The 25,567-nt window shown below is 67.3% G+C and carries 27 protein-coding genes; 9 read left to right on the forward strand and 18 right to left on the reverse strand.

What is annotated here, in order from left to right; translation table 11 throughout:
- Window position 1: 1 nt before the first annotated feature.
- The 9 genes from DP939_RS43045 to DP939_RS43095 all read right to left on the reverse strand — a co-directional run bounded on the left by DP939_RS43045 (window position 2) and on the right by DP939_RS43095 (window position 8,158).
- On the reverse strand, window positions 2-214 hold the full coding sequence (locus DP939_RS43045) for a hypothetical protein (protein ID WP_113986627.1): 213 nt from the start codon (window positions 212-214) through the stop codon (window positions 2-4).
- A 26-nt stretch (window positions 215-240) separates the two neighbouring features.
- Window positions 241-1,101 carry a type II secretion system F family protein gene (locus DP939_RS43050; protein WP_113986628.1) on the reverse strand — a complete coding sequence of 287 codons (861 nt, stop codon included), beginning with the start codon at window positions 1,099-1,101 and terminating at the stop codon, window positions 241-243.
- Complete coding sequence (locus DP939_RS43055; protein ID WP_113986629.1) at window positions 1,098-1,937, reverse strand: type II secretion system F family protein; 840 nt, start codon at window positions 1,935-1,937, stop codon at window positions 1,098-1,100. The genes DP939_RS43050 and DP939_RS43055 overlap by 4 nt, the downstream gene beginning before the upstream one ends.
- The gene (locus tag DP939_RS43060) at window positions 1,934-3,250 is read right to left on the reverse strand and encodes a CpaF family protein (RefSeq protein WP_113986630.1); all 1,317 of its coding nucleotides are present in this window, start codon (window positions 3,248-3,250) and stop codon (window positions 1,934-1,936) included. Before DP939_RS43060 ends, DP939_RS43055 begins: the two co-directional genes overlap by 4 nt.
- Window positions 3,247-3,945, reverse strand: a complete 699-nt coding sequence (locus DP939_RS43065; protein WP_147268376.1) for a P-loop NTPase family protein — start codon at window positions 3,943-3,945, stop codon at window positions 3,247-3,249. Before DP939_RS43065 ends, DP939_RS43060 begins: the two co-directional genes overlap by 4 nt.
- A 50-nt stretch (window positions 3,946-3,995) precedes the next feature.
- Window positions 3,996-4,544: an SAF domain-containing protein gene (locus tag DP939_RS43070; protein ID WP_158578989.1), complete on the reverse strand. Its 549-nt coding sequence runs from the start codon at window positions 4,542-4,544 to the stop codon at window positions 3,996-3,998.
- A gap of 99 nt (window positions 4,545-4,643) precedes the next feature.
- Complete coding sequence (locus DP939_RS45765; RefSeq protein ID WP_147268378.1) at window positions 4,644-5,474, reverse strand: hypothetical protein; 831 nt, start codon at window positions 5,472-5,474, stop codon at window positions 4,644-4,646.
- Window positions 5,456-6,022 carry a hypothetical protein gene (locus tag DP939_RS45770; protein WP_147268379.1) on the reverse strand — a complete coding sequence of 189 codons (567 nt, stop codon included), beginning with the start codon at window positions 6,020-6,022 and terminating at the stop codon, window positions 5,456-5,458. Before DP939_RS45770 ends, DP939_RS45765 begins: the two co-directional genes overlap by 19 nt.
- Before the next feature lie 1,599 nt (window positions 6,023-7,621).
- Window positions 7,622-8,158, reverse strand: a complete 537-nt coding sequence (locus DP939_RS43095) for a hypothetical protein (RefSeq protein WP_147268380.1) — start codon at window positions 8,156-8,158, stop codon at window positions 7,622-7,624.
- 29 nt (window positions 8,159-8,187) lie between these two features.
- Between DP939_RS43095 and DP939_RS43100 the strand changes: the two genes are divergently transcribed.
- Window positions 8,188-8,373, forward strand: coding sequence for a hypothetical protein (locus DP939_RS43100; RefSeq protein ID WP_113986638.1), 186 nt, complete (start codon window positions 8,188-8,190; stop codon window positions 8,371-8,373).
- 1,159 nt (window positions 8,374-9,532) lie between these two features.
- On the opposite strand, the gene DP939_RS43105 is transcribed toward DP939_RS43100, so the two are convergent.
- The 5 genes from DP939_RS43105 to DP939_RS49550 form a co-directional block, all read right to left on the reverse strand.
- On the reverse strand, window positions 9,533-10,372 hold the full coding sequence (locus DP939_RS43105) for an IS5 family transposase (RefSeq protein ID WP_113986639.1): 840 nt from the start codon (window positions 10,370-10,372) through the stop codon (window positions 9,533-9,535).
- A 323-nt stretch (window positions 10,373-10,695) separates the two neighbouring features.
- Window positions 10,696-11,649, reverse strand: a complete 954-nt coding sequence (locus DP939_RS43110; RefSeq protein WP_263972391.1) for a reverse transcriptase domain-containing protein — start codon at window positions 11,647-11,649, stop codon at window positions 10,696-10,698.
- Window positions 11,582-11,941, reverse strand: coding sequence for an RNA-dependent RNA polymerase family protein (locus tag DP939_RS47395; RefSeq protein ID WP_199565798.1), 360 nt, complete (start codon window positions 11,939-11,941; stop codon window positions 11,582-11,584). Before DP939_RS47395 ends, DP939_RS43110 begins: the two co-directional genes overlap by 68 nt.
- Before the next feature lie 554 nt (window positions 11,942-12,495).
- The gene (locus DP939_RS49545; RefSeq protein ID WP_113986640.1) at window positions 12,496-12,867 is read right to left on the reverse strand and encodes a helix-turn-helix domain-containing protein; all 372 of its coding nucleotides are present in this window, start codon (window positions 12,865-12,867) and stop codon (window positions 12,496-12,498) included.
- Window positions 12,828-13,301: a helix-turn-helix domain-containing protein gene (locus tag DP939_RS49550; protein ID WP_113986641.1), complete on the reverse strand. Its 474-nt coding sequence runs from the start codon at window positions 13,299-13,301 to the stop codon at window positions 12,828-12,830. The genes DP939_RS49545 and DP939_RS49550 overlap by 40 nt, the downstream gene beginning before the upstream one ends.
- Before the next feature lie 110 nt (window positions 13,302-13,411).
- On the opposite strand from DP939_RS49550, the gene DP939_RS48425 reads away from it, so the two are divergent.
- Complete coding sequence (locus DP939_RS48425) at window positions 13,412-13,687, forward strand: hypothetical protein (RefSeq protein ID WP_225878898.1); 276 nt, start codon at window positions 13,412-13,414, stop codon at window positions 13,685-13,687.
- Here DP939_RS48425 and DP939_RS43130 read toward each other — a convergent pair.
- The 3 genes from DP939_RS43130 to DP939_RS43140 are packed head-to-tail and all read right to left on the reverse strand — an operon-like array spanning window position 13,671 to window position 17,519.
- Window positions 13,671-14,147, reverse strand: coding sequence for a DUF6262 family protein (locus DP939_RS43130; RefSeq protein WP_199565799.1), 477 nt, complete (start codon window positions 14,145-14,147; stop codon window positions 13,671-13,673). The genes DP939_RS48425 and DP939_RS43130 overlap by 17 nt on opposite strands.
- Window positions 14,137-16,488: a tyrosine-type recombinase/integrase gene (locus DP939_RS47400; protein ID WP_199565800.1), complete on the reverse strand. Its 2,352-nt coding sequence runs from the start codon at window positions 16,486-16,488 to the stop codon at window positions 14,137-14,139. Before DP939_RS47400 ends, DP939_RS43130 begins: the two co-directional genes overlap by 11 nt.
- On the reverse strand, window positions 16,485-17,519 hold the full coding sequence (locus DP939_RS43140; RefSeq protein ID WP_199565801.1) for a tyrosine-type recombinase/integrase: 1,035 nt from the start codon (window positions 17,517-17,519) through the stop codon (window positions 16,485-16,487). The genes DP939_RS47400 and DP939_RS43140 overlap by 4 nt, the downstream gene beginning before the upstream one ends.
- A 365-nt stretch (window positions 17,520-17,884) precedes the next feature.
- On the opposite strand from DP939_RS43140, the gene DP939_RS43145 reads away from it, so the two are divergent.
- Together DP939_RS43145 and DP939_RS43150 are read left to right on the forward strand one after the other, a co-directional pair.
- Complete coding sequence (locus DP939_RS43145; protein WP_113986643.1) at window positions 17,885-18,367, forward strand: GbsR/MarR family transcriptional regulator; 483 nt, start codon at window positions 17,885-17,887, stop codon at window positions 18,365-18,367.
- The gene (locus DP939_RS43150) at window positions 18,364-19,518 is read left to right on the forward strand and encodes an FAD-dependent monooxygenase (RefSeq protein ID WP_113986644.1); all 1,155 of its coding nucleotides are present in this window, start codon (window positions 18,364-18,366) and stop codon (window positions 19,516-19,518) included. The genes DP939_RS43145 and DP939_RS43150 overlap by 4 nt, the downstream gene beginning before the upstream one ends.
- A 34-nt stretch (window positions 19,519-19,552) precedes the next feature.
- On the opposite strand, the gene DP939_RS43155 is transcribed toward DP939_RS43150, so the two are convergent.
- Complete coding sequence (locus DP939_RS43155) at window positions 19,553-21,208, reverse strand: CocE/NonD family hydrolase (RefSeq protein WP_158578990.1); 1,656 nt, start codon at window positions 21,206-21,208, stop codon at window positions 19,553-19,555.
- A gap of 151 nt (window positions 21,209-21,359) precedes the next feature.
- Between DP939_RS43155 and DP939_RS43160 the strand changes: the two genes are divergently transcribed.
- The 5 genes from DP939_RS43160 to DP939_RS43180 form a co-directional block, all read left to right on the forward strand.
- Window positions 21,360-21,851 (forward strand): GbsR/MarR family transcriptional regulator, encoded by a 492-nt coding sequence (locus tag DP939_RS43160; protein WP_225878903.1) that lies wholly within the window; start codon window positions 21,360-21,362, stop codon window positions 21,849-21,851.
- 219 nt (window positions 21,852-22,070) lie between these two features.
- Window positions 22,071-22,718 (forward strand): hypothetical protein, encoded by a 648-nt coding sequence (locus DP939_RS43165; RefSeq protein WP_113986646.1) that lies wholly within the window; start codon window positions 22,071-22,073, stop codon window positions 22,716-22,718.
- Window positions 22,719-22,957: 239 nt separating this feature from the next.
- A complete protein-coding gene (locus DP939_RS43170) occupies window positions 22,958-23,401 on the forward strand; it encodes a CBS domain-containing protein (protein WP_113986647.1) in 444 nt (147 codons plus the stop codon).
- Complete coding sequence (locus DP939_RS43175; protein WP_113986648.1) at window positions 23,398-24,690, forward strand: ArsB/NhaD family transporter; 1,293 nt, start codon at window positions 23,398-23,400, stop codon at window positions 24,688-24,690. Before DP939_RS43170 ends, DP939_RS43175 begins: the two co-directional genes overlap by 4 nt.
- 25 nt (window positions 24,691-24,715) lie before the next feature.
- Window positions 24,716-25,567: cation:proton antiporter domain-containing protein (locus DP939_RS43180; RefSeq protein WP_225878905.1), on the forward strand; the 852-nt coding region annotated here is incomplete at its 3' end.

The raw sequence follows: 25,567 nt of genomic DNA on the forward strand, positions 1-25,567 counted from the left end.
GTCACCCGATCTTGTTCATGTTCTCGTTAACCACCTGGGTGATCTTCGCTCCGACCGCCACCGCGAGCAGGAAGACGATGGCCGCGATGACCACCCACTCCAGGGTTCCGCCGCCCTTTTCCGGCGGCTGGTCACGGCACAGCCGAAGCCGCTGGGCGACCCAGGAACGGGACAGCGAGGCATCGATCGCAAGCCACAACCGATAGATCGACACGAGAGTCCTCCGTCATTGATGGTGATTCAGCCGCCGGCCATCCGGGCGAAGGCGGGATAGCCGAGCAGGAGCAGGAACCCGACCACGGACAGGGCCATGGGGACCGTCATGGTCTCCGTGCGCGATTTCGCTTTGGCGATCTCCCGCGACAGCTCGACCTCGCGCAGCGACTGCGCCTTGGCCATGAGGGTGTCGAGGATCCCCGCCCCGCGTGTTCCCGCGATCGCGGCGATGGAGGCCAGGTCTCCGAGTTCGGGAACGTTGATTTCGCGGGCCAGGCGGGCGAGTTCGTCCCAGGCGCTGCCGGCACCACGCCGCGTCGGGTCCAGGGCGATGGCGAGCCGCTGGAACGTCCAGCCGTCGCCGATCTTCGCGGATGCCTCCAATGCCTCGGCAGGGCCCGATCCGGCGGCGCGAGCCAGCGCGACCAGGTCGAGGTAGGCGACAATGGCCTGCCTGAACGCCTTACGCGCGTCGGCGGCGTCCTTGCGGATGGAGAAGTCGGGCGCGAAGAACACCGCGACCGCGAAGGCCGCGCACGTTCCCCAGGTGATCGGCCACGGTAGCGCGATGCCCAGCACGCCGCACCACGCCCACAGCAGGAGCGGCCCGGCCGCGCCGAGGGCGATCACCAGGCCCTTTTTGACCAGGTAATCGTCGGCGGTCTTGCCGATCATCGCAAGGTCGGCGCGCGGTACACGCGCACCGATGAGGCTTCCCGCGAGACGCGCGCGAGCGCTCAGCCGCTCGCGCGAAGTACCGCCAGCTCCGGGGCGCAGGCGCTCCATCGCCGGGCCGAGCGCCGGAGGCGCAGGCAGGAAGGCAGCCACCATGAGGAACGCGCCCAGGCCCAGCGCCGCGCCACCGCCCAAGACGAGCCCGGTCACCGCGTGCCCGCCTCGGCGTTGAGGAAGCGGTGGCGTTTCGGCGGGCAGGACAGCCGATGCAGCCAGGTGAAGGCGCCCGCGTACAGCATGATGACGACGGCGAGCACGAGCTGGCCGCTCAAGCTGCCGAACGGGGCGACGTACTCCTGGTTGAACAACGCGAAGCCGCTGTAGCCCAGCAGTGCCCCGACCACCCAGCGGGCGGTGGTGCGGTGTGTCGCGCGCTCGGCGTCGATCTCCCGGCGCGCGGCGATGTCCTTCGCGACGGTGCGGGCTAGGTCACGCAGTACTTCGCGCAGCCCTTTCCCCCGGGCACGGCAGGCCAGGATCAGCGCGGCGGCGATCATGTCGCCGATGGGATCGTTCAGGTCGTCGGCGAAGGCGCGCAATGCCTGCTCGGTCGGCACCCGGAAGGCGAGCCTGCGTGCCAGCGCCCGGACCTCCGTGGCTATCGGCGGCGGCGGGTCCTGGGCGCTGGACTGCAGGGCTTCCTCCAGGCCGGCGCTGCCGCCGAGCACGTCGGCCAGGTAGCGTGTCCATGCCTCCAACGCCTCCAGCCGCTGCACCTGCCGCACCACATCCCGCCCGGCGAGCATGCGCGGCAGGGTCACGACCGCAACGGCCGCGCCGACCGCTGTGACCGGCCATCCGGTGAGCCACCAGCTCGCGGCGAACGCTAGGAGGGCGCACACGAGTTGCAACCGGGAGATCGCCGGGAGGCGCAGCCTCGCCGGCCGCGGCAGCCGTATCGGTGGCATCGCGCGAAACCCTGCGACGGCGACCAGCGGCCCGGCGACCAGCAGGGCTCCTGCCAGCGCGGCGAGCCAGGTGATCACGTGCGCCCTCCCGTCCAGGCGTGTCCGGTCAGGTGGCCGGGATCGAATCCGACTCTGATGAGGTCGTCGATGCACTGCGGGATGGTGTTCGGTACGGCACGCCCGTCCGGCCCGGCAACATAAACGCGGTTCACCGCAGGTTCTGTGGTGTCACCGGGCGGAAGTACCTCGTTGATAGCGGACACGTAGCGGCGGTTGACCGGCCCGTCGGCATCGTGGCGGAGTTCATGGCCGAGGTGCACCACGAAGTCCACGGCCATGCCGATGGTGCGGAACAGGGTGTCCGCCGCGATGTCCAGCCCGCCGGAGCCGGCCAGGATGAGCATCCGCTGGAACACCTGATCGGCCGAGTCGGCGTGCAGCGTACAGATCGACCCGTTTCCGCCGGTGTTCATCGCCTCCAGCATCGGCACCAGTTCGTCGCCGCGTACTTCGCCGACGATGATCCGTCGGCAGTTGAAGCGCAATGCGTCCTCGATGAGCTGGTGCAGGGTGATCGCGCCGAGCCCTTCGGAGTTCTCCGCCCTGGCCTCCATCGCGAGCACGTCACGATGCCGGTCGGGCTGCTCGTGCAGCAGGAGCTCGAACTCCTTCTCCACCGTGGCGATCCGCTCGTCAGGATGGATCTCACCGGCCAGAGCCCGGGCGAAGGTGGTCTTCCCATCGCCCATCCCGCCGGTGATGACGATGTCCTTCCTGGCGCGCACGGCGGCGCCGAGGAAGGCCCGCATGCCCCGGTCCAGGGTGCCGTTGTAGACGAGGTCGTCAAGGTCGGCGTCCAGGAGCCGGTGACGGCGGATGGACAGGCACGGCCGGGGAGTCACGCCCATCAGCGCGCCCATCCTGGTCCGGCTCTGTCCACCGGCGATCGAGATGTGCAGGCGGGGCCGGGCGACGGAGAAGTCGCGGGCGGTCTGGCCTTGATAGGCGGCCCAGCGCCGTACCTTCTCCACCAGTTCCTCATCGCTGTCGGCGATGGGCGGGCCGAGCGTCTTGCTGCCGTCGGCGTAGGTGATCCAGACCTGGTCACATCCGTTGACATCGATGTTCTCGACGTCGGGGTCGTCCACCAACGGCTGCAGCGAACCCAGCCGGAAGATCTCATCAAACACGGCCTCGGCCAGCGCGCGTTCCTCCGCCAGGTCGGGCACGCCCTTTCCGGCCAGGGAGCGCGCATCGACATGTTCCCGGACCTGCTCGGTGATCACGTTTTGCGCGTACGCCCGGGCCGCGTCATCCCCGCCCACCTCGGAACGATCCAACGCGGCGGTGACCTTCGGGAGGATCTCCTGCACGGTATGCCGCCAGTTCATGGCGTGGGCACCTCGTCTCGTTCGGCATACGCCAGCAGTCCGCCCGCCACCGAGCGCGCCGCCCTGATCAGGAGGGACCGCCCGATGTTGCGGGGGTTTCCGGTCCCGTGTGACAGGACCGCCGCGACGCGCGGGTCATACGGCAGGTGGGCGGCGACCTCGGTGTCCAATGTCCGGGCGACCTCCTTCCGGCTGTAGGGACCGCGTCCGGTCAGCAGGATCCGCGGCCCGGGCAACGGGCCACGCAGTTCTTTGATCTTCTTCAGGCGCGGCGCGGCAGCGGCCAGTTCCGGCAGGTTGGGGCGGGTGACCATGAGTACCTGGTCGGCGCGGTTCAGGATCGGAAGCGCGGTGTCAGAGCCGCCCACCCGCCCGAGATCGACGATCACATCATCACTGATGCCGGCGAAGGTCTGCGCGACGGAGGGCCACAGCGGCTCGACAGACGACAACTGCGCGGGTTCGGCGAGGCCCGCGAGCACGGCACGCGACTCGACATCGGACAACAGGAGTATCTGCGTGCGCAGAGCCTGCTGCGGGTCCACGCCGCGTCGGAGTTGTACCGCCCATTCCGCCAGCCCTCGACCCCGTGGCTGCCCGACCAGGTAGCCGGAGAGCACCTGGCCACCTGCCGGATCGCACTCGGCGAACAGGATCCGCCGCGGCCAGGCCAGCGTGAGTGCGAGCCCGGACACGGTCACACCGGGGCTGTGTCCTGCGGAACACAGTACGATCATCACCTTCCTCACCCCACCGCGGACCGCAGGACCAAGGCGGTCTTTCCGGCAGCCGCCTGGCGCGCGAGGGCAGGGCCGTCCGCCGCGGGAACGATGACGTCGACGACGACGAACCCGTCCGCGTCGATCGGACTGACCCGGTCGACGCGGCCGTGGTGGTAAAGGACCTCGCGCTGAGCACCGGCGTCCGCCGCCACTGTGATGGTCACTTGATCACCTGGCCGCAGGCCCCGCGCGGGGAGCTGGCTGGGCTTGAGCGCCAGCGGCACCACCACCTCTCCGGGGCCGGGAATGACCTGATCGGTCACCTGGCTCGGCGCGAGCAGGGTGCCGGACTTCAGGCCCACTGCGGCCCGCTTTCCGATCACCATGGGCTTGTCGGAGGCATCGAAGCGAGCGACGCCAGGATCCATGCCCATGGAGACGGTTCTGAGGTCCTGTAGCTGCAACACCTGGCCCACGGACACATCTCGCGCCATGACCAGCACCGGGGTGTGCCGGGTCGCGGCGGCGTAGACCTCCCAGCCGATCAAGGCGCCGAGGCCGGTCAGCGCCACTCCTGCGGAGAGCATCACCGGGCGCCGCTTGCCGGGTAGCGGACGGGGGGGGCGGCGGGGCCTGGTTCTTACCCGGCGCGGCACGCTGAAGCAACGGGCCTATCCCTTCGTGACGAGTGACTGGGCTTCGATGACGCGGATCGGGAAGGTCACCGATCGACTGATGGCGGGCAGGTCGCCGCCGGTCCCACCTGACCCACGCCAGGTCCCGCCCCAGTCCACGGTGACGGTGGCCTGGTAAGAGTCCTTGGGGCCGGCGAATCGGTGGGAGCAGGCGGAGCGCTGCTGATCGGCGGACACGGTGACGTTATAGGGGGTGCCCGGGCCATTACAGACGATCGTCCGGCCATCCCCCGGTCTGACGGTCATCTTCAGCGGAGCAGCCGTCGCTTCCGCCCAAACGCCGCCGACCTCCAGGCGCTTGGAGCGCGCTTTCCATACGCCCTCTGGCAGGTAGAACCAGTGCGCTATCCCGACAACGCCGTCAGAGCCTCGAGGGGGCGCAGTGCTTACTTTGGGGCGTTCGATGGGGATCGACGCGAATGCTCTGCGGGCAAGCTCGTACGGCGTGACACCGGCTGCTTCATTATCCTTCAGCCAGATAACGTCACGAAAGCCATCGGAGCACTGAACCAGGTAGTACGCACCCTTCTTTGAGTCTTTGGTATTGCTTGCGCGGCTGCCTGGCGTGATGTCCCCGAGGCCGCCGTGCCGCATCCGGATGGGCGACCTTGTGTAAGAACACGTCACCGGCAACCTCGAGGCCGAGGCGCTCCCCGGCGTGGCGCTTCCAGAACGTCCGCTTTTCAATCCTGTGAGGAGATATCCCCAGGCTTCGGTAGAAACGTTGACTCTGTCATCTGGCGGCGACGCGTACGCCTGGGTCGCCAGGCCCGCCGCCACGATGAGGTTCAGGCCGACGGCGTACATGGCTTGTCCGCCTGTTCCAGGGTGGAGACGCGCCACACTCCGTCCTCACCCTTGAGCAGGGTGGCGACGAGGTGGGTGCGCTCACTGCCGTACGTCAGCCGCTTGAGGGTCTTGGCGTCGGCCTGCCCCGTCTCTCGGGCGTCCTGGCAGTCATGCACGGTCGCCTTGTTCTTCTCGATCCGCACGCCGAAGGGGTGAAAGGCCGGCATTCCCCACGTCACGCGGCCACTGGCTCGCAGTGCGAAGATGCCGCGCATCATACGGTCCAACAGCGGCTGCGTGGCATGGTCAGCGAGGAGCGACTTGCGCTCCTCGGCAGCCAACTGCTCAGCACGCCGGCCGGCGGTGTAAATCCCGCGATAAGCCGCGGCAATCGCTTCTTCGGGCGTTGGCGTGGCACGCGAAGCCGTCGGTGTCGGGTGTCCACTTGACGACGCTTGCCCGCTGGACGAATGATTCGCCCGGCATGCAGTGAGTGCCAGGGCGGCAACCACAAGGACCCCGAAATAAAGGGCAATCCGGGCACGGCCTGTTAGCTGATCCCTCACCAAGAAGCAACCTTCACAACTAAAACAATAAGGCGGTTCGACAGGCTAGAGGGAAGATTGCAGCCAAGTCACCTGTCGATTTGGACACAGCATTCTTACCTACCGGCCAAGCAAGACAGAAAAGCATCACCCACCCAACCAATTGATCACAGTGCGTAATATAGTAACCAAAGTTAATACATAGATCCCAAAATGGACTTTACGGGGTGCTTCAAATCCTGCATATTCAATCGGTTCGTGGCACTGAGCCAGATAGTTCAACAAATACCGAGAGAGGAGGGGTCGGGCTCAGCGAGTCGGTGGATCGCGAACACCCGAACCGGCTTGATCCCGTGCCAAGCCCGCGCCACGGCCCCCAGAGCTCATGCGACCACCCGATCAGCGGCCCGCCCAGGGGCAGCGGGGAGCTCCAGACACCCCTGCGCCGTGGGTGGCGGGCACACCGTCGCCCGGCCGGCGCGACGGCCCACCACACCAGCGCCGACGGTTTCACTTTACGTGCTCTTGGCGCTACTCTCTGCGATCAGTCGATCATCGAGAGGACACGCAATGGTGTCAAACGCGTACAAGATCGCCAGGATGCTCATCGTCGGGCTGGCCGTAGGAACAATGCCGATCTCACCAGCAGCAGCCTCGGCGCCGAACTCGGGCTGGCGAGACGTATACGGCGATGGAAGCGCGACCGTATCCGCCGATCGCGCCCGAATCAGGGTATGCGACAACAAGAACGACGACATCGCCTACAAGGCGATATGGCACAACAATAACCCCATGGATGCCCGTCCCGCATTCCACGTGCAGGCGCCCCAAGGAGGCTGCGCCACTGATAGTTCTCTGTTCGGATCCGTTAAGGTCTTCAAGCTCTGCTACGGGCGAGTAGACGGCGGAGGCAACATAGTCTTGAAGACATGTAATGCAAGCGTTTGGGTGAAATAGCCCACCGATACCGACCCAAGCCGCCCTAGTTATCCCGAACTAAAGAATAGGGCGATTGTGACCCCCGGTCGGGATGACAACATCCCGACCGGGGGTCACCTTCTCCAAAGGAGAGGTTACCCCCTTCCGCCTCCGAAAGACTTCTCTATGTCCGCCTGCTCCTGCTCGACCAGCGTCTTTATCAGCGTGGCGAGTCCCATAGCAACACCGGCGATGATGGCTGTGATAATCACCCACTCGACCGCCGACGCGCCACGAGTGGGGGCGGTACGCGCACGGTTGACATGCACGCCGAGGAGCGCTTGCAGATAACTCAGCCAGGGATGGTTCACTTCGGCCCTTGCCCTTATCAAAGAGGAGTCTGGCAATGATCTTGCTCGCGATGGCACATCCCTCCTATCACAGCCTTCGAGCGCCCGCCAACGCGTCGATGCTCATCATCACCCCTTCGAACCGAAATCAGAATTAACCTACTTCTGTGCCACCATTCGACCGCTTACACCATTAAGGCCCACATTTGATCCCTCCCTAGAAGTATCAGCCCATCACTTTCTGCGGGACCAAGTCTCCTGCTGTCAAGTGAAGCTCGGCCTTCACTCGACTGGCACAGCCTGCGCTGCCATGATCTTTGGCCCGGAAGTCTCAGCCCTTCCGCCGGAGAGGTCAAAACTGCGGCAGGCGAGCATGACGGCACCCGAGATCCGCTTTGCCACGCGAGTTCGGTCGCAGTTCCCCGGGCTCCAGGGACGAAACCAAACCGAGAACACAGCTCAGACCCACCACTGCGAGCAGGCCCGCGAGGACCACCACTTCACATCGATACCACCCGGCGAGCGGATGTCCGGCCGCGACATCCTTCACGAAGACCCTGCGCGCGCCGCCGACGGGCCGGGACCCGTCCCCAACCCTGATTCCTAAACTGCTGCCGGATCGCTGCCTGTAGACGACCACGGTGCTCCCGTCTCCGGCGTTCGACCTCGCGCCACTCGGCCCTTCCACCGTCACCCTGGACGCCTTTCGGGAGGACCATGGAACACCCCGGCCCTGGCCGTCCCCCTCGACCTTGCCGAACCTCTCCCAGGTCCGGTACTGCGCACCACCGACCTCGGCCAGATCGACCACAATGGTCGCCTCCGCCTTCTGGGCCGCATCGACGATCACCCCATCGCAGGCCGGTGGCCACGCGACACCCCAACGCACTCGGACCGCTCCTCGGGCACCACTGTGCCATGATCCGCCACCCATCCCCCGACCAGGCCACCGTCCACCTCCTCACTCCCATCAGCCCTCCCTCCACCCACGCACTGGCCGACCACGCCGCCGAATACCTCGGCCTCCCACGCGAGCACATCACCATCACCATCCAGGACCGGCCATTGCTGCACTCGGCGAAACTCCCCCGCACCGCCACCTGAACGCCCGGCACAACGAGGTCATCAGTCACCACCGCCCGCCGCTCGAACCTAGGCGCGCCGCCGATGCGGTTCTCCGAGACCGGCCTGCGCCCCCGGACACCTCGACCAGCAGGCCTGGAACCAGCTCGGCTGGCAGGATCAGGGGTTCGCCACGCAGTGGGCCAGATGACCACAAAGCATGTCGCCTGCCCGGCCCGCTAGCCGAGCACGCCATTCCCACGCGGGCGCGCCGCCCGCTTTACAGCCGCCGTACCGGCCCGCCCGGCTACCTCGAACAAGACATGGCTCCCGCGAGCGGTCCTTTTGTACCCGCTGACGGCCTTCTGGCAGGATGCCTGCCGCAACGCCCACCCGTCGGCGAGCTGGGCTCGGCCACGTTGGCTGACGCGGCACCAAGGTGGCTGCGGCACGGCCAGCGAAGGCGTACGGAAGGGCGTCTAAGAAATTTCTGAGCGCGTGCGGCCTGATTCATCTGAGCCGTTTCTGAGGCGCCGAGTAAACCAGAAGCCAAGCAGGATTCGTTCCGGACCTGGAGCTTCACATGTACGCAAAGCTCGCCCTCAACCCACTGGTCACAACCTCGCACCCCTCGATCGGCCGGCACCTGCCCTAGCACTCTGCACATCATCGCGTAAGCCGTGCCCATAACTTCAGCCGATCACCAACACGCGAAGAAAGGCGACCAATGTTCACATGGATCACGCTGTTCACCTTGAACATATGGAACTACCTCCCGGACCCACTGTGGTGGGGAGGCTGATCGTTCAACACCACAGCCGAATACGACGAACTCCGTCCAGCAGTTGGTTCAGGTGCAAGCAAGAGTGCACCCACGTGATCTGCCCTGAGCAAAGAACAGCCTGACCGAAGTCATGCCAGAGACGGCGCAAGCGGCTCTGACACAGCCGCAACATGCCGGTCTCTGCCAACGATGACCCTAGGTCCACACCGCATTCGGTGGCGTGGACCTAGGGTCTGCCGAAGACAGCAAGTATGGTCACAGCATGCGCTGGAGCGAGAGGACCGGGTTTTGTCGAGGCCTTCCGCCAGCACGATCATGCCGGCGGAAGGAAGAATCACACGCGATGCCGACCCGGGCTCAGCGGGGGCATGCTCTCAGTGAGCGTTTGGTCTAGAGAGGTCTGTCTGGTTCCTGTTTTCAGGTTCCGCGCCAGTTTGGTGTGTTTTCGCTGGTGAGTCGGCGGGTCATGTTGTCGATCATGGCGAGATGGATCACGGCTTCGCTGGTGGCGGGCAGGGACTCGTAGTCGCGGGCCAGGCGGCGGTGGTGCATAAGCCAGCCGAAGGTCCGCTCGACCACCCATCTGCGAGGCAGGACTAGGAAGCCGCGGACGCGCGGGTCGCGGGGGACGATCTGGGCATCGATGCCCCGAGCGGCGGCGTGCTCGATGAAGTACGGGCGGTAGCTGCCGTCGATCCAGGCCTTGGCGATGGCGGGATGGCCGGTGGCGACCTGGTCGAGCAGACGGGTGCCGGCGGCGGAGTCCTGAACGCTTGCGGCGGTGACCACAACGGCCAGGAGCAGGCCGAGGGTGTCGGTGGCGATGTGACGCTTGCGGCCGATGATCTTCTTGGCCGCATCCGTACCTTGGCTGCTCAAGGGCACGTTGGCGGACGTCTTGACGCTCTGGGAGTCGATCACGCACGCGGAGGCTCCGGGGTTGCGCCCTTCGGCGGCGCGGGCCAGGCGGCGCAGCAGGCCGTTCAGTTCGGTGAACAGGCCCTCATCGCGCCAGGCGGCGAAGTACCAGTAGACCGTCTGCCAGGGTGGGTAGTCGTGCGGCAGGTAGCGCCAGGCGATGCCGGTGCGGTCCACGTACACGATTGCGTTCATGATGGCGCGCAAGTCGTGTCCGGGCGGGCGCCCGAAGCCGGGGGCGGTCGCCTGGCGGCGGGTACGCCAGGAGGCCAGGGCGGGCTCGATCAGCTTCCAGCGGGCGTCGGACAGATCACTGGGGTAGGGGGTAGATGCTGCCATGGCCCCGGCCTACCGCCGACCAGGCTGCCTGGCCTACAGCCCACGGGCCAGGGAAGCGAATTGCGACGCCACCGCCACTTCCAGAACATCATCAAGCAGGGCGCTCTGGAATCAGACAGGAGGAAAGCCGCCGAGTACCGCCACACTCGACCCAAAGTCACTGTAGATAGCAGCTTCCCCGAGCGCCTCACCCTCTGCGCTTCTGGCCGCTTACCAAAGACAGCGCAAGCCGCCCTATTTTCGACCCAAACGCTCACTCAGAACCGTGCGTAAACCTCTCGGCTTACACGGCTCCCATCGTCCAGTCGTCCACGGTCACGGCTTTACGAGCTTCCAGTGGGCGAAGAGTCCTGGGAACCGTCTAGCATGACGGCCCAGCGCCTCTCGCGCCTGCGCTCGCTTATGCCGGAACCGCTTGTACTTGCGGACAAGCCACCGCACCAGATAGTCGTTGATGCGGTTGAGGCTGGATCAACTACTTCGGTCGGATGGAACCGACCGAAGTAGTTGATCCAGCCCCGCACGACCGGGTTGATCTCCCGGGCGAGCTGCTCCAGGGTCGTGTCACTGCGCAAGTGCAGCCGCCAGCGGCGAATCTGCACTCTGATCAGCTTGGCGGCCTCGTCGCTGACGCCCGGATTGAAGCCGAAGAAGTACTCCCCGCGCTTCGTCCGGAGCCTGCGCACGCGAAACCCGTACCCCAGGAACGTGAACGAGGTGTGCTCAGCCGAGCCGCGCCTGTTCCTGTCCTTGCAGTACACAATGCGGGTCTTCTGGGGATGTAACTCCAGGCCCCCGCACTCGGCCAGCCGCTCGGCGATGGCCTGGCGCACATGATGCGCCTGGACCTCGTTGCGGCAGTGGACCACCACGTCGTCGCAGTACCGTTCGAACTGGATGCCGGGGTACTCCCGGTCCATCCAGGCATCGAACGCGTAGTGCATGAACAGGTTAGACAACACGGGTGAGACCCCTGAGTCCTGCGGGCTGCCACGGTCCCGGGCGAGGAGGCTGCCGTCCGGCCGCTGGAGCGGGGCCTTCAGCCACCGCTCCACGTACAGCAGGACCCACCGCTGGTCGGTGTGGTGGGCGACCGCCTTGAGCACAAGGTCGTGATCGAGGTTGTCGAAGAAGCCCCGGATGTCCATATCGATCACCCAGTCCGTTCTCCAGCACCGTTCCCGGCACGCCGCAACCGCATCCAGTGCACTACGCCGGGGCCGATAGCCATAGGAATCCGGGTGGAACACAGGCTCCACCAGCGGCTCCAGCACCATCGCCACCACCGTCTGCGCGATTCTGTCCGCGACCGATGGGCACACCGAGGACCCTGACCCCGCGTCCTCCCGGCTTGTCGATCTCCACCATCCGTACCGGCGGCGGAAGGTAGCAGCCCGACGACATTCGATTCCACAGCTTGTAGAGGTTGCCCCGCAGGTCCGCCTCGAACTGCTCGATCGACACCGCGTCGACGCCCGCCGCGCCCTTGTTGGCCTTGACCCTCAAGTACGCCTCGAACACGAGGTGTTTCGAGATCTCGAACGACTTCGATCCGCTCGTCTGGTTCATCCCGGGCACTCCGGTTGGCCACCAAGCAGATCCGGACGATCCGTCCCCTTCGCTCCACCCGCATTACCGGGCCTCATCGCTACTACGAGACGGTCCGCCCCCGTGCCCCGCATCGGTACTCGGCCCCTCGCGGTTTTGTCCGCTTGAGGTTCTCTCTCGCCGCCGGCTCAACCGGCCGGTTGGCAGTATCGGGGCGACAGGTTCCCACGTTCCGTGCAAGAGCCCGGGCCAGGCTCGCGCCGCCTCCATGCCGGACGCCGTCCGGGCAGTCGGCAGGCTCCCCCCGGACTTGTCCCGGAGCCCAGATCATGCCCCGGTTTCGACGCCACTGAGAAAATTTACGACACGTCATCAGCGGTTCGCTCGCGCTCGCCTTCCTGACCCATTCCTGACGCGATCGCTGCCGCGCCTTTTCCCGCAGCGCTCACCATTCCGGCATTTAACCGACGCAGCCTGTGGTGGATTGGAGCCTCCCCCTGCAGGGCGACCCCGGAGGACCTACCTCCATCTCCTGCACAGCACCGCTTCCAGAAGCAGCTACATCAACGCCTCCTTCAGCGTTCGTGGCACACGAACTGAGATTTCTCATCCACACACAGCACCACCGCGCGTTCCGGCGGATCGTGATAGAGCCCCACCACATCGACGACCTTCTCCACGAACAACGGATCGGCCGACAGCTTGAACGTCGTGGTGCGGTGCGGCTTGAGGTCGAAGGCCCGCCAGATCCGGCCGATGGTCGACTCCGACAACCCGCTGCGCCGCGCCATCGAGGCGCGAGTCCAGTGCGTGGCACCGGCCGGTGCCTCCTCCAGCGTGGCCACCACCACCCGCTCGACCTGGTCCAGCCCGATCGACGGCGGGCGGCCAGGCCGCCGCTCGTCGATCAGCCCGCCGGCCGCAGGCGCAGGAACCGATGCCGCCACTTGGACACCGTGTCCGGATGCACCCGCAACCGCTCGGCGATCTGCTTGTTGTCCTCACCGTCCGCGCACGCCGGCACGATCTTCGCTCGCATCGCCAGGACCTGCGCGGATTTGGCCCTTCGTGCCCACCGTTGCAGCACCACCCGCTCGGCGGCCGACACCGTCAACTCCGCTTCGGGCCGGCCCGTGCGCGCCTCGTCGGCCAACGCCTGCAGCCCGCCCCGGGCGAAAGCGGCACGCCACTTGCGCACCGTGCTGGCGGCAAGGCCCAGATCACGCGCCACCCGCGCCGTGCCGATCCCTGGCACGGCACACGCCGGCACGATCCTTGCCCGCGCCGCCACCCTCGACGGCTCCGCTGACATGCCGACCAGTCGAGCACGCTCGGTCTCGGATAAGCGGATCTCGACCGCGGGCGGGCCTGGGTGCGCCATACCAATCACCATATGGATCTATCCGACGAATTCCAGGCGGATGACACTAGCAAGCGAATCAGGTCTCTTTCGGCCTCGCCGAGGTGGGTGGCGGCACTGTGGCGTAGCTGGTGCAGGTCGAGGCCGGCGTACTTGTCGAGCAGGACGCGGACGCGGTCATAGCCGGGGCGGGCGCGGCCGTCCGGGAGCTGAGGCAGCAGGTAGGCGGTGCCGCTGTCCCAATACACCCGTTCGATGGCACCGCCCTCGGAGCGGACGGGGCGCGCCGATGCTCCAAGTCGAGGTCTTCGGCGTTGAGCGCGAGGATCTCGGCCGTTCTGGCCGCCGTTTCGTACAGCATCCGCTACAGCGATATCTGGACCTTGATGATCAACTCTGGCCTTTGACCTGGCTATTTGTGTGGCTGACAGTGTCAGCTACGAAGGGTTGTGTCTGGGGTGAGGTCGGATTCTGCATGCCTCTGCGGTAGTCGCGGAGTTGTCCGAGAGCGACAGCGAGTTCGTTGTGGAGGCGTTGGTTCTCTTCACGGAGGGTCTGGTTGGCCTTGCGGAGGGCTTTGACGATGGTCTCGTGTGATCGTGTGCTGAGGCGCTGCCGGATGGGAGCGGCGGGACGGCCGGCGCTGGGCTGCTGTTCGGCGAGGTCACGGAGTCGTTTCAGCAGGTCGGCTTGGTCGGGATGGTAGAGGAAAGTGCGGGAGACGCCAGCCTGGGCGGCGACGCCAGCGACGGTGATCTTTCCGCCGTTGCGTTCGAGGTTGTCCAGGATGTGGTGGACTCGGGCGATGCAGGCCAGGTGGCGTTGGCGTGCTGCTTCGATCAGGTGATGGGAGTTGTCAGCTGGCATCGGCGACGACCTCGTACTGGTCGTTTGGCGGTCCGTCACCGGTGTGTGTGAGCTTCTGTGGTCCCGGGGTGGGGCTTGCCTGGTCGGTGATCTTCTCGATGAGGTGCTCGACCTTGGTGGCGAGCTGAGCGTTGACCTCGGCGGCGCGTGACCGGCCGGCGGCCTGGGCCGCGGCCTGCATGTCGCGGGTCCGGGTGAGGGTGTCTTCGTGGATCGGCAGGAACTGCTGGTCAGTCTGGAAGTCTTCGCAGGTGTAGCAGCCGTCGGCGGCGGTCTTGGGGCAGGGCCGGGAGATGTGTCGACCGCACCAGCCGCCCGAGACCGCATGGAGACGACGGCCGATCTTCTCGGCCAGCCACTCGACGGCCGACAGGTCGGTGTCTGGGCGGATCCGGACGGCCTGGCCTTTGAGGTTGAAACGGACTTCGTATTTCTCCTCGTATTCCCGGCGGAGCGTATCGTCGGAGATGCGGGAGTAGTGTTCCTGCATCTCCCATGAGGTGTGGCCAAGGACTTCGCGGATCGTGCGTCCGGACACGCCGGCGTTGGCCATCCGGGTTCCGAGGGTGTGCCGGAACTGGTGCCAAGTCACCCGGGCCGGGGCGCCGTGGGCGTCGATCAGGCGGATCTCGTTCAGCCATGCGTCGAACCGTCGGGTGATGGTGGTGTAGGTCATGTGGTGGCGGCCGTCGTGGTTGGCCTGGACGCGGGGGAACAGCCACTGGCAGCGGTCGCCGAACACCTGCGTGACGCGACGGTGCTGCTCGCGAATCGCTTCCACGACGACGCGTGAGGCGGGGATCGCCCGGTAGCTCTTGTCCTTGCTCTTGTAGTGGACCAGAGCCCATCGGCCCGACGGGGTTCGCTGAAGGCAGTCGAGTTTCAAGGTCAGGGCTTCCCCGATCCGCAGCCCCTCATCGCGGCAGATGAGCAGCATGACGCGGGTTTCTGGCTCCAGCAGGGTCAGGTTCTCCTCGGCCTCGATCTGGTCCATCAGGTACTCGTCGATGAAGTTGGCCTTCAGCCCGCTCCGCCGGGGATAGTCCTCGGTGTAGATACGTGCCGTGGCCGGTAGGAGCGGATCCCAGCCGTAGCGGTGCCAGTGATCGAGGAATCCCGCGAGCGCGGAGAGATGGCGGATGCGGGTTGCCACGCTGAGCGGCTGGCCGCGGTTGCGGCCGGCCTTGTTCTCGTTTACCTGGCGCTGCAACCAGCCGAGGTAAGCCTCCAGCACCTCCCGCTCGAGCAGGAGAGGATCGTGTTGCCGGTCTGGAAGGACCTGGGTCAGGAACCGGGAGAAGTAGGCGAAGGCGGGCAGCACGCTGGCGATGGTCCGCAGCTCTACGCGCCCCAGGGTGATTTTGGTGTAGCGCTTGACTCGCTCCCGAAGCCACGCCTGCGTGATCGCGGTGAACTTCAGCGGGGAGACGTTCCGCCGCTGCTCGAGAGTGAAGCCGAGACGCTCGGGTCGCCAGACGTCCCGCTCGTATTCGTCCTCAGGACCGTCCAGATCATCGAGCGCCGCGAGAGCGGTGCCGAACAAGGCTCGGACGGTGGGGTCCCGGGCAATTCGCTTGCGCCACTGGTCGAGAGTTCGCTCCCGCAGGGACTCCACGCCCTCGGCAAGGACGACTTTGATGGCACAGCCCCAGGTGGACTGCAGGATCCGCGCGGTCCGCTGGTCGGTGCGAACCTGCAGCAGGTACTGAAGCTCCAGGGTGAGAAGAGGTGGCAGGCCCGTCACCGAGAACCCGGGCGACAGCCACGTTCTCAGCGCCTCAGGAAGATCCTCCAGCGCCGGCCTGCCGAGACGTTGCCACCGGAAGCGGTGCCCATCACACAGATCATCGTCGCTGATGGGATAGCCGCAGCCGTCAGGAAACCGGCAGCGACCAGCCGACAGTCGTTCCACGGGGTCGGCGTTGGCCGCGAACTCCGCGACGCTGGTGTCCTTGCGGCGGGCATTCGGACGAGACATCCACTGGGTGCGGTGCCCATCGCATAGACCAGCCCACCCGGCGGCGAACAAGCAGGACGGCACCAGGCACGACCGGATATCCGCCAGCAGGCCGATCTTCTGATTGCGCCGTTCGGCCGCCCAGGTGGCCAGTTCAGGGACACCGTCTCGCCGCCACGCACGCCGGTGCTGCTGACACATCCCTTCGGCGCTGTCTTCCCGGGGACAGCCCTCGACCCGGCATCGGACCGGGGCGAGGAAATGCCCGGGAGGCGGGATGAAGCGTTCGGTTCGGAACTCCGGGCGCAGGACACGCAGCAGAGCCGCGACCCGAGGATCCGCCGGGATCAAGCGTGCGACGCGGCTACTGGCCGAGCTGCTCATCGCGCGCCCCAGAAGCCCGTGCGCTCCAGCTCGTCGACCACGTCGTCGGTGTCCAGATGCCCATAGATGTCGGAGGTCGTGCGGGTTGAGGAGTGTGTGAGAAGCTCCGCGGCAACTTCCAGCCGCACTCCCGCTCTGAGCAGGGCGGTCGCGTGCGTATGGCGGAACTGATGGGGATGAAAGTCGATACCGGCCCTGCGGCGGAGCCGCTTGACCAGGCTCATCACCGCCCAATAGCTCATCGGGGTCGCGCCGTTCCCGTCCCACAAGGACACGAACACGTAGTCGCAGTCGAGCTCCCCGTACTCGGTGAACAAATAGTCGGTGTAGAGCTCGAGAAGGGTCTGCCGGACCGGGATCTGCTTGGGATCACGGCTCTTGCCTCGGGCCCGGTTGACGTTGTTGTCTCGCGGTCGCAGCGTGATGGTTCGCTGGTCGGTGTTGACGTCCTCGTGCCGCAGGCCCAGCGCCTGGCCGACGCGGCAGCCGGTCTCGAACATCATCGACATCAGCAGCCGGTCCCGCAGATGCGCACAGCTGTCAAGGATCCGCTGCACCTCGGAGTCGGTGAGGGTGGAGGGCCGTCTCTTCGTTTCCTTCAACCTGGTCGGGCGCTCGGTAACCGAACCTGCGGCGATGCCAGCGAGGAAACCCCTGTGATCCCCCGTTCGTGCGGGCCGGACACGACCCGTATGAAGGCCCATGCCCAGACCCCGGCGGGCCAGGAACTCGTAGAACATCCAGACGCTGTCGAGGGCTCGATTGACCGTCGAGGCCTCCCGCCCTGGCAGATCATCCGCCTCGACCGCTCGTAGCCCGCCCGCCGGGATCGGACGTCTCAGCCAGCCAGCGAACTGGTCCACATGCTCGGGCGTTGCTTCGAGCAGGTCGATGCCCAGCATGCGCAGGAAGACCAGCCAGATCTTCAGATCGTGGGCGCGGGCACGGATCGTATTCGGGGAGTACTCCCGATCCGTGCAGACCGCGAGATAGTCGTCAACGATTTCAACGACCTGTCCGTCATCGTCCACGACGGCATAGGTCTCTTGCCTCTTCCCGCTACCGACCACCCGCCGTACGCGCACTTCAGTCCCCCCATGGACCACCGACTAGGAGGAGAAACCGTGTCATGAACACGGATCAAAGCGAGGTGTCATTTACAGAAGCCTGACCAACTCACACGGTCATGTGGCTGACGTCCCTGACAACCAGCAGACCAGTCCAGATAGACAGCGCCTTCTCCCACAGCGGGATGTCACGGCACGACGGCAGCCGGTGGATCGTGGCCTTGGCCACGGGCCGACCAGACCTCCCGGCTCTCCTTCAGCACACCGTCTTGATCGATACACCAGTTTTAGCTCATACTGAAATAACTGTAAGAAAGAAGGGAGGCCGTGTGACCGACCACGAACCGCTGCTGGAGTGGGTAGAGCGCATCGCCATGCACCTGGCAGGCGACGGAGTGCCGCCGATCGCCGGACGAGTCCTGGGCTGGCTGATGATCTGCGATCCGCCTGAGCAGTCCGCCGGGCAGATCAGCGCGGCCATCGGCGCGAGCCGCGCCTCACTCACCTCCAACCTGCGCCTGTTGTCCAGCATGGGCTTTCTGGCCTGGCGCACCCGGCCGGGAGAGCGAACCGTCTACTACCGGATGGCCGACGACGCCTGGGCGGCCGTCGTGCGACGCCAGATCGCCGGGATCACCTCGTTCCTGGACGTCACCCGCGACGGCCTGACACTCATCGGCCCTGACAACGAGCGGGCCGCGCGTATCCGCCGGGCGCACGCCGCGTTCCAGTGGATGGCAGAGGTGTTCGAGGCCGCGCCGCCCTTGGACCCCGTCCAGGCCGGGCCACACCAGGACACGGAGACGCGATGACCGGGCGGGCGATCGTGACCGGCGGCGGCATCGGCGGGCTGGCCGCGGCCGTGGCGCTGCACCGCATCGGATGGCAGGCCACCGTACTGGAGCGCGCCCCCGAACTGCGCGAGATCGGCGCGGGCATGTCCCAGGCGCCGAACGCGATGCGCGCCCTGGACGCGCTGGGGGTCGGTGAGCAGGCCCGCGCCGCCGGGGTGCCCACCTACTCCGCCACCAACCTGCTCCTGCCGGACGGCCGCCACCTGCAACGGGCCCGCCCCGGCGAGGCGACGCCGCTGCTCGCCTTCCACCGCGCGGACCTGCACCGGGTGCTGCTGGAGGCGGTGCCGCCCGGATGGGTGCGCACGGGCGCGCAGGTCACCGGCGTCCGGCAGGACGAGCGGGCGGTGACCGTCACCTGGAACGGCGGCCAGGCCACCGCCGACCTGGTGATCGGGGCCGACGGCATCCACAGCACCGTTCGCCGGCTGCTGTGGCCGGACGCGCCTTCGCCGCGTTACCTCGGCCGGACCGCCTGGCTGGGCGTCACCAGCGCCGTTGATCTGCCCGGCAGCATCACCATGGGCCCCGGCGCCTATTTCCTGATCCACCCCCTCGGTGGTGACCGGGCCTACTGGGCCTACGTCACCACCAGCCCGCAACCGGCCGTCCGCTATGACGATGAGAAGGCCGAGGCCGCCCACCGGGTGCGCGGCTGGCACGACCCGATCCCGGCGCTGATCGCCGCCACGCCGCCGGAGGCGGTGATCCATGTCGACATCTGCGATCTGGACCCGCTGCCGACGTACGTACGCGGGCGGGTGGCGCTGCTCGGGGATGCCGCGCACGCGATGAGCCCCGACCGTGGGCAGGGCGCGGGGCAGTCCATCGAGGACGCCGTCGTACTCGCCGCCGCGCTGGCCGGCGAACCGGGTCTGGACGAAGCGCTGCGCCGCTACGACGCCGAACGCCGCCCGCGCACCCAGGCGACCGTACGCGGCGCCCGCGCCGATGGCCGCCGCAGCACCTCCCCTGCCCTACACAAGCTGATGACCACCATGATCCGCCTGGTGCCGGGCCCGGTGTGGCGCAAGGGCCTGAACCCGGACGGCAACGCCACTTGGCGCTGGCGGCCCCCCTCCTTGCCGGCCCCACCGGTCCACAGCTGACACCACCCGCCGGCCGGCCCGGCGGCGAGCGGTTTCACGACGCCTGCGAAAAAGCCGACGAAACGGGCAGCCAGATGGCCGAGGGGTGGTCAGGGTCGTGCAGGATCTCGTTGTCGGATGCACGTAGTTCGCGTTCTGCGGCCAAGGGCCGCCCGGTGCCGGGATTGCGGCCGTAGCGGGGGTGGGCGCCCCCGGCGACCTGGAGCCGGATCCGGTGGCCGCGGGCGAAGCGGTGGGCCACCGGCCATAGCGTGATGTCCACCGTGCGCACGCCTTCCGTCTTCTCCTGGCCGGTGCCGGGAGCGGGCAGGCGGATGATGCCGTCGCAGAGGTTGACCGAGCGGCCGCGCGGGTCCACCGCGCACAACCGTGCGGTGTAGTCGACATGCGGAAGGGAGGCGCGGGCGTACAGGCGGACCCGGACCGGGCCGATCACCTCCACGTCCGATGTCAACGGGGCGGTGGTGAAGGTGAGCACGTCGGACCGGGCCTCGATGGCGCGGTTGTCGGCAGGGCCCGCGGAAAACCCCACGATCGTGCCGCCGACGGTGGGGGTCGGGTCTGTGGGGTCATAGCGGTAGTGGCTCGGCGGCGCGCCCGGTGCGGCCTGCTCGCGGCTCAGCCCGCCACCGGGATGCAGGTGCCAGGGGGTGGGCCGGTGGGCGGGCGGCCAGCCGGGCAGGTCTCGCCACTGTTTCGCGCCGGTGATGAACACCCGCACCCCGGTGGGGGCCTGCCGACCGGCCAGGGCGGCGTCCAGCGCGGTCAGGGCGTCCCTCAGGGCGGCGCGGGTGTTCAGGCCCTTGCCATGGCTCCAGGGGCCGATCAGTAACCGGACGCTACGGCCTGCCGCCAGTAGCCTGGCGTGGTCTTCGATCATGCCGGGGAGGAAGAAGTCGTACCAGCCGCCCTGCAGGTACACGATCGGCGGCATCCGCTCGGTGTTGCCGCGCTGGTCCATGCGCGCCCAGTACTCCTGGCCGGACTCACTGCCAGGGGGGTTGGTGAGCCACTCCTGGTACCAGCTCACCCGGTGTCCGGTCAGCGCCCGGTCCGCGTCGGTCAGCGGGAGGGTGAGTACGGCGCGGTGGAGTCGGCGGCTCGCGCCGAACACGGCCAGTAGTTGCCGGAGCATGGAATTGTCGCTGCGGAACATGGTGTCGACCAACTGGACCCAGCCCAGCGCGTTGCCCAGGGCGAACGCGCCGCCCGGGTACATGAAGCCACCGGCGAACGCCGACGGGGCGTCTTGGATCACTGCGATCTTCCACTCGGGGATCTGCCGGGCGGCCAGTTCCCACTGTGCGTATCCGAGGTAGCTGGCGCCCCAGGTGGCCAGGACACCACCGAACCACGGCTGGGAGCGCAGCCAGGTCAGCGTTCCATCGGCGTCCGCGGGGTCGATGACGAAGCCGTCGAATCGCCCCTGTGAGCCGGCCGTACCGCGCAGGCTCTGACACAGCACCTGGTAGCCGCGTTCGGCCAGCAGCCTGGGCAGCGCGTCGACCAGGCGGCCCCGGCCATACGGGGTGCGCATCAAGACCAGCGGCGGCGTCTGGACGCCCGCCGGGTAGTAGTGCGTGGCCATGAGCCGCACACCGTCGGCGGCCGGGATCGGCACGTTGCGCCGGACCCGGACCGGGTGGCGGACGGCGGGGCGCAGGCTGAGCAGGCGGCTGAGCAGGGTCATCGCGGAGGGCTCCTTGTTGGCGTGGGCTGGATGCACATCGCCGACCAGGCTTCCCGGCACACCATCGGCACCCCGCATGGCGGGGGATCCGATGGCTTGAAGCTAGCATGTTTTCAGAAATTCCTGAAGGCTCGGTGATTTGGAGTGGCGTGTGGACGGTGAGCATGAACAGTGGGAGGCGGCCGAGCGGCTGGCGCTGGTGCTCACAGAAGGCGGGCTGCAGCGGATGGCCGCACGGACGCTCGCGGTGTTCCTGTTCACCGACCTGCACAGTGTGACCGCGGGTGAGATCGGCGAGCGGCTGGCGGCCAGTGCGGGCGCTGTCTCCGGCGCGATCAAATCCCTGCTGGCGGTCGGCCTGATCGAACGACTACCGGCCCCCGGCAGCCGCCGCGAGCACTACCGGCTCCGCGAAGACGCCTGGGCCCTCCTGTTCACCAGCCAGAACACCGCCGTCCAGGCCATGCTGGACGCCGCCGCGGCCGGGATCGCAGTCACCCGGACCGGCGATCCCGCGCACGAGCGGCTGAGCCGGATGCGCGACTTCTACCAATTCCTGCTCGCCGAACTGCCCGGCCTGCTGCACCGCTGGCAGCAGCATCAGCGGTCCGGGCAGGCTGCCGGGCAGGAAGAACGACGATGATCAGAAATGCCCCGCACAGGCGATCATCGGCCGTGTCGGCGACGAAACACCAGCGCCCCTGCACAGATCAGCGGTGCGACTGACATCACGGGATCACGCCGGGGGCTACTCCCCACGTGGTAGGCAGCAGATCCTCCGCTCGCCGGATGCCCGGCCATACCCCTCCCGGGCATGCTGGACACGCACCTGGAAAGTCGGTTCTGAGAGGTTGACCGGAAGATGCTGCTCATCGATGTCTTCGTTCCCCGGGGAGCACTGAGCGAAGAAGAACGCCAAGCACTGGGACGCCGCCTCATCGACACACTGATGGTCGAAGACGACAGCCATGCCATCGAGATCCTCGACGCCCAGCGCACCATCACCCAAGTCCTCCTGCACGAGCCCACCACCTGGGTTCTCGGCCAACGCCCGGCGCAGGACCCCGCCGACCCGCCGCGCTACCTGGTACGGGTGACCGTGCCCGCGTCGTGGCGTAAGGAGATGTGCGAACACATCGTGGACATCGTCACCGACGTCCTGACCGAAACCGAACGATCCGCCGGTCGCGAGCCCGGACGACTGCGGCGCGAACCACACGCGGTGATACTCGTGGAGGGGATATCCGAGGGTGGTATCGGGATCCAGGGCAGGGCCATGAGCAGCCTGGACCTCACCGAACTTCTCTCCCGTCCCTACCGTGACCAGACCTCCGGGGGGCCGGGACCGCGGACGGCGCAGGGCGGATTGATCGACCCGATCTGCGGCATGGGCGTGGATCTCGACGACTCCACCCTCACCCTGTTCCACGAAGGGGTTTTGTATGGCTTCTGCCATGGCCTGTGCCGCCGAGCCTTCGCCGACGAGCACGGCCTGTCGCTCAGCAGGTAGCGCTCACCTTCGGCCTCGGAGCGGCTGCATGCGCTGCGCCTCGTCCGGCTGGATGCGTCGGCCGAGCCCATCGGTGCCGCGAACGTCGCAGGGGCGCTTGACCGTGCCTCTCAGCTCGATGGCCGGTACCACTTCCCTCCCCTCTGCCCGATCTTGACGGTTCTTGATAGGTTCCATGTAGGTGCGCCGGGAAGCCTGGTCGGCAGTCGTTTCCGCCGATCCCGGAAAGGGCCGCCGCCATGCGCGCACGCGACCTGCTCGCCGCTTTCCCCACCATCACCATCGACACCCCCGTGTCGCAGGCCGCCCGGCTGCTGGCCGAACAGGACCTGCCCGGCCTCATCGTCATCGACGAGCACGGGCGACCGGCCAGCATCCTGCCCGGCACACAGGTGCTGCGCCTGGCCGTACCCGGATACTGCCAAGACGATCCCGCGCTGGCCCGGGTGATCGACGAGGAACACGCCGACCACTTCCTTGACGCGCTGGCCGGCCGTACCGTACGCGAGGCCCTCCCCCCACGCCCCCGCGAACTGCCGGTCACCGACCCGGACGCGACCGTACTGGAACTGGCCGCGCTGATGGCACGCACGCACAGCCCGCTCGTCGCGGTCATGGACGAGGGCCGCCTGCTCGGCGCGGTCACCCTCCAGGCGCTGCTGGACCGGGTGACCAGCCTGTGAACCTGCTCGCCTGGGCGGCCACGGTCGTCTTCGTGGGAGCCTACGCGCTGATCGCCACCGAGAAGATCCACCGGGTGGCCGCCGCCCTCGGCGGCGCGGGCATCATGCTGCTCATCCACGCAACCGACGCCCGCGCCGCGTTCTTCGACGAGGCGACCGGCATCGACTGGAACGTCATCTTCCTGCTGCTCGGCATGATGATCATTGTCGGCGTGCTGAAGCAGACCGGCGTGTTCGAGTACCTGGCGATCTGGGCGGCCAAACGCGCCCGCGGCCGCCCCTACCCGCTCATGGTCCTGCTGGTCGTCATCACCGCCCTGGCCTCGGCGCTGCTGGACAACGTCACCACCGTGCTGCTCATCGCCCCGGTGACGTTCCTGGTGTGCGAACGACTGGCCCTGCCGGTGGCCCCCTACCTGATCGCCGAGGCGATGGCCTCCAACATCGGCGGCGCCGCCACGCTGGTCGGGGACCCACCGAACATCATCATCGCCAGCCGCGCGAACCTGGGCTTCAACGACTTCCTCATCCACATGGCGCCCATGGTGATCGTGCTGATGGCGGTCTTCATCGCCCTGTGCCGGGTACTGTTCCGCAGGTCGTTCCGCTACGACCCGGACCGGGCCGCGGAGATCATGAGCCTGAACGAGCGGGAGGCGATCAACGACCGGCGGCTGCTGGCCCAAAGCCTGGTCGTGCTGGCCCTGGTGATGGCGGCGTTCGTACTGCACCCGGTACTGCACTATGAGCCCTCGGTGGTGGCGATCCTGGGCGCGGGCGTTCTGGTGGCGGCCACCAAGGTGACCACCCCGCAGGCGCTCGGCGAGGTCGAATGGCCCACACTGACGTTCTTCGCGGGGCTGTTCGTCATGGTCGGCGCGCTGGTGCACACCGGCGTGATCGGGCAGATCTCCCAGGCCGCGGCCGACGCCACGCAGGGGCGGCTGGGCGTTGCCACCATGGGGTTGCTGGGCGCCTCGGCGGGACTGTCGGCGATCGTGGACAACATCCCCTACGTCGCCACGATGAGCCCCATCGTGGCCGAACTCGTCGCAGACGGCGGCGGGAACGGACCTGCTCAGGTGTTGTGGTGGGCGCTGGCCTTCGGCGCGGACCTCGGCGGCAACGCCACCGCCGTCGGCGCGGCGGCCAACGTCGTGGTGCTGGGCATCGCGGCCCGCAACGGCACACCGATCGGCTTTTGGCAGTTCACCCGCTACGGCCTGGTCGTCACCGCGGTGACCATCGCATTGTGCGTGCCGTACCTGTGGCTGCGCTACCTCGCATGACCGGCACCGATCACGCGGAGACGCCATGATGATGACCTTGCTCACCGCCTTCGCCGGGCTGCTGTTGCTGGCCGTGCTGCTGTCCAGCCTGGCCCACCGCACCGTGCTGTCGACCGCGGCGTTGTTCCTGGTCGCCGGATTCGTCCTGGGGGACGGCGCGCTCGGCGTACTGTCCCTGACCCCCGGCGACGAGCTGGTCGGCGGCCTGGCCGAGCTGGCGCTGTTCGCCGTCCTGTTCAGTGACGGCATGCGGGTCGGGTGGAAGGACCTGCGTACCGCCTGGCGGCTGCCCGGACGGGCGCTGGGCTGGGGGCTGCCACTCACGCTTGTCATCACCGCGCTGCTGGCCCATTATCTGATCGGCCTCGGGTGGGTCGAATCGCTGCTGGTCGGCGCCGTTCTGGCACCGACCGACCCGGTGTTCGCCGCGGCCTTGGTCGGCAACGAGAAGGTGCCGCCGCGGCTACGCCAGTTGCTGAACGTGGAGTCCGGCGTCAACGACGGGCTCGCGCTGCCGTTCGTCGTGCTCTTCCTCGCCGTCGCGGCCGGCTCGGCGGACCTGCATCTCGGCGAACTGGGCCTGGAGCTGGGCATCGGCATCGTGATCGGCGTGGCCGTGCCCTGGCTGGCGATCAAACTGGAGCAGACCCGCTGGTTCGCCGCCTCGACCCAGTACGAGCCGCTCAACGCCCTGGCCATCGGCCTGCTCGTGCTGGCGCTGGGCAAGGTCACCCACGGCAACCTGTTCCTGGCCGCGTTCGCGGCCGGTATCACCGTGGCCACCTTCGGCGAGCGGCAGCGCGCATCGTTCGAGCACTTCGGCGAGCTGATCGCGGAGGTGTTCAAGCTGGCCGCGCTGCTGGTGTTCGGGGCGCTC

It is taken from the genome of Spongiactinospora rosea, from assembly GCF_003315795.1.
GTDB lineage: Bacteria > Actinomycetota > Actinomycetes > Streptosporangiales > Streptosporangiaceae > Spongiactinospora > Spongiactinospora rosea.

Bases quoted from the DNA above. Each gene is read 5' to 3' on its own strand.
- DP939_RS43060 (WP_113986630.1), bottom strand. From the start codon at position 3,250: ATGAACTGGCGGCATACCGTGCAGGAGATCCTCCCGAAGGTCACCGCC.
- DP939_RS45765 (WP_147268378.1), bottom strand. From the start codon at position 5,474: ATGTACGCCGTCGGCCTGAACCTCATCGTGGCGGCGGGCCTGGCGACC.
- DP939_RS43100 (WP_113986638.1), top strand. From the start codon at position 8,188: ATGATCCGCCACCCATCCCCCGACCAGGCCACCGTCCACCTCCTCACT.
- DP939_RS43105 (WP_113986639.1), bottom strand. From the start codon at position 10,372: ATGGCAGCATCTACCCCCTACCCCAGTGATCTGTCCGACGCCCGCTGG.
- DP939_RS43110 (WP_263972391.1), bottom strand. From the start codon at position 11,649: ATGGTGCTGGAGCCGCTGGTGGAGCCTGTGTTCCACCCGGATTCCTAT.
- DP939_RS47395 (WP_199565798.1), bottom strand. From the start codon at position 11,941: ATGAACCAGACGAGCGGATCGAAGTCGTTCGAGATCTCGAAACACCTC.
- DP939_RS49550 (WP_113986641.1), bottom strand. From the start codon at position 13,301: ATGGCGCACCCAGGCCCGCCCGCGGTCGAGATCCGCTTATCCGAGACC.
- DP939_RS43130 (WP_199565799.1), bottom strand. From the start codon at position 14,147: ATGCCAGCTGACAACTCCCATCACCTGATCGAAGCAGCACGCCAACGC.
- DP939_RS47400 (WP_199565800.1), bottom strand. From the start codon at position 16,488: ATGAGCAGCTCGGCCAGTAGCCGCGTCGCACGCTTGATCCCGGCGGAT.
- DP939_RS43150 (WP_113986644.1), top strand. From the start codon at position 18,364: ATGACCGGGCGGGCGATCGTGACCGGCGGCGGCATCGGCGGGCTGGCC.
- DP939_RS43155 (WP_158578990.1), bottom strand. From the start codon at position 21,208: ATGACCCTGCTCAGCCGCCTGCTCAGCCTGCGCCCCGCCGTCCGCCAC.
- DP939_RS43165 (WP_113986646.1), top strand. From the start codon at position 22,071: ATGCTGCTCATCGATGTCTTCGTTCCCCGGGGAGCACTGAGCGAAGAA.
- DP939_RS43170 (WP_113986647.1), top strand. From the start codon at position 22,958: ATGCGCGCACGCGACCTGCTCGCCGCTTTCCCCACCATCACCATCGAC.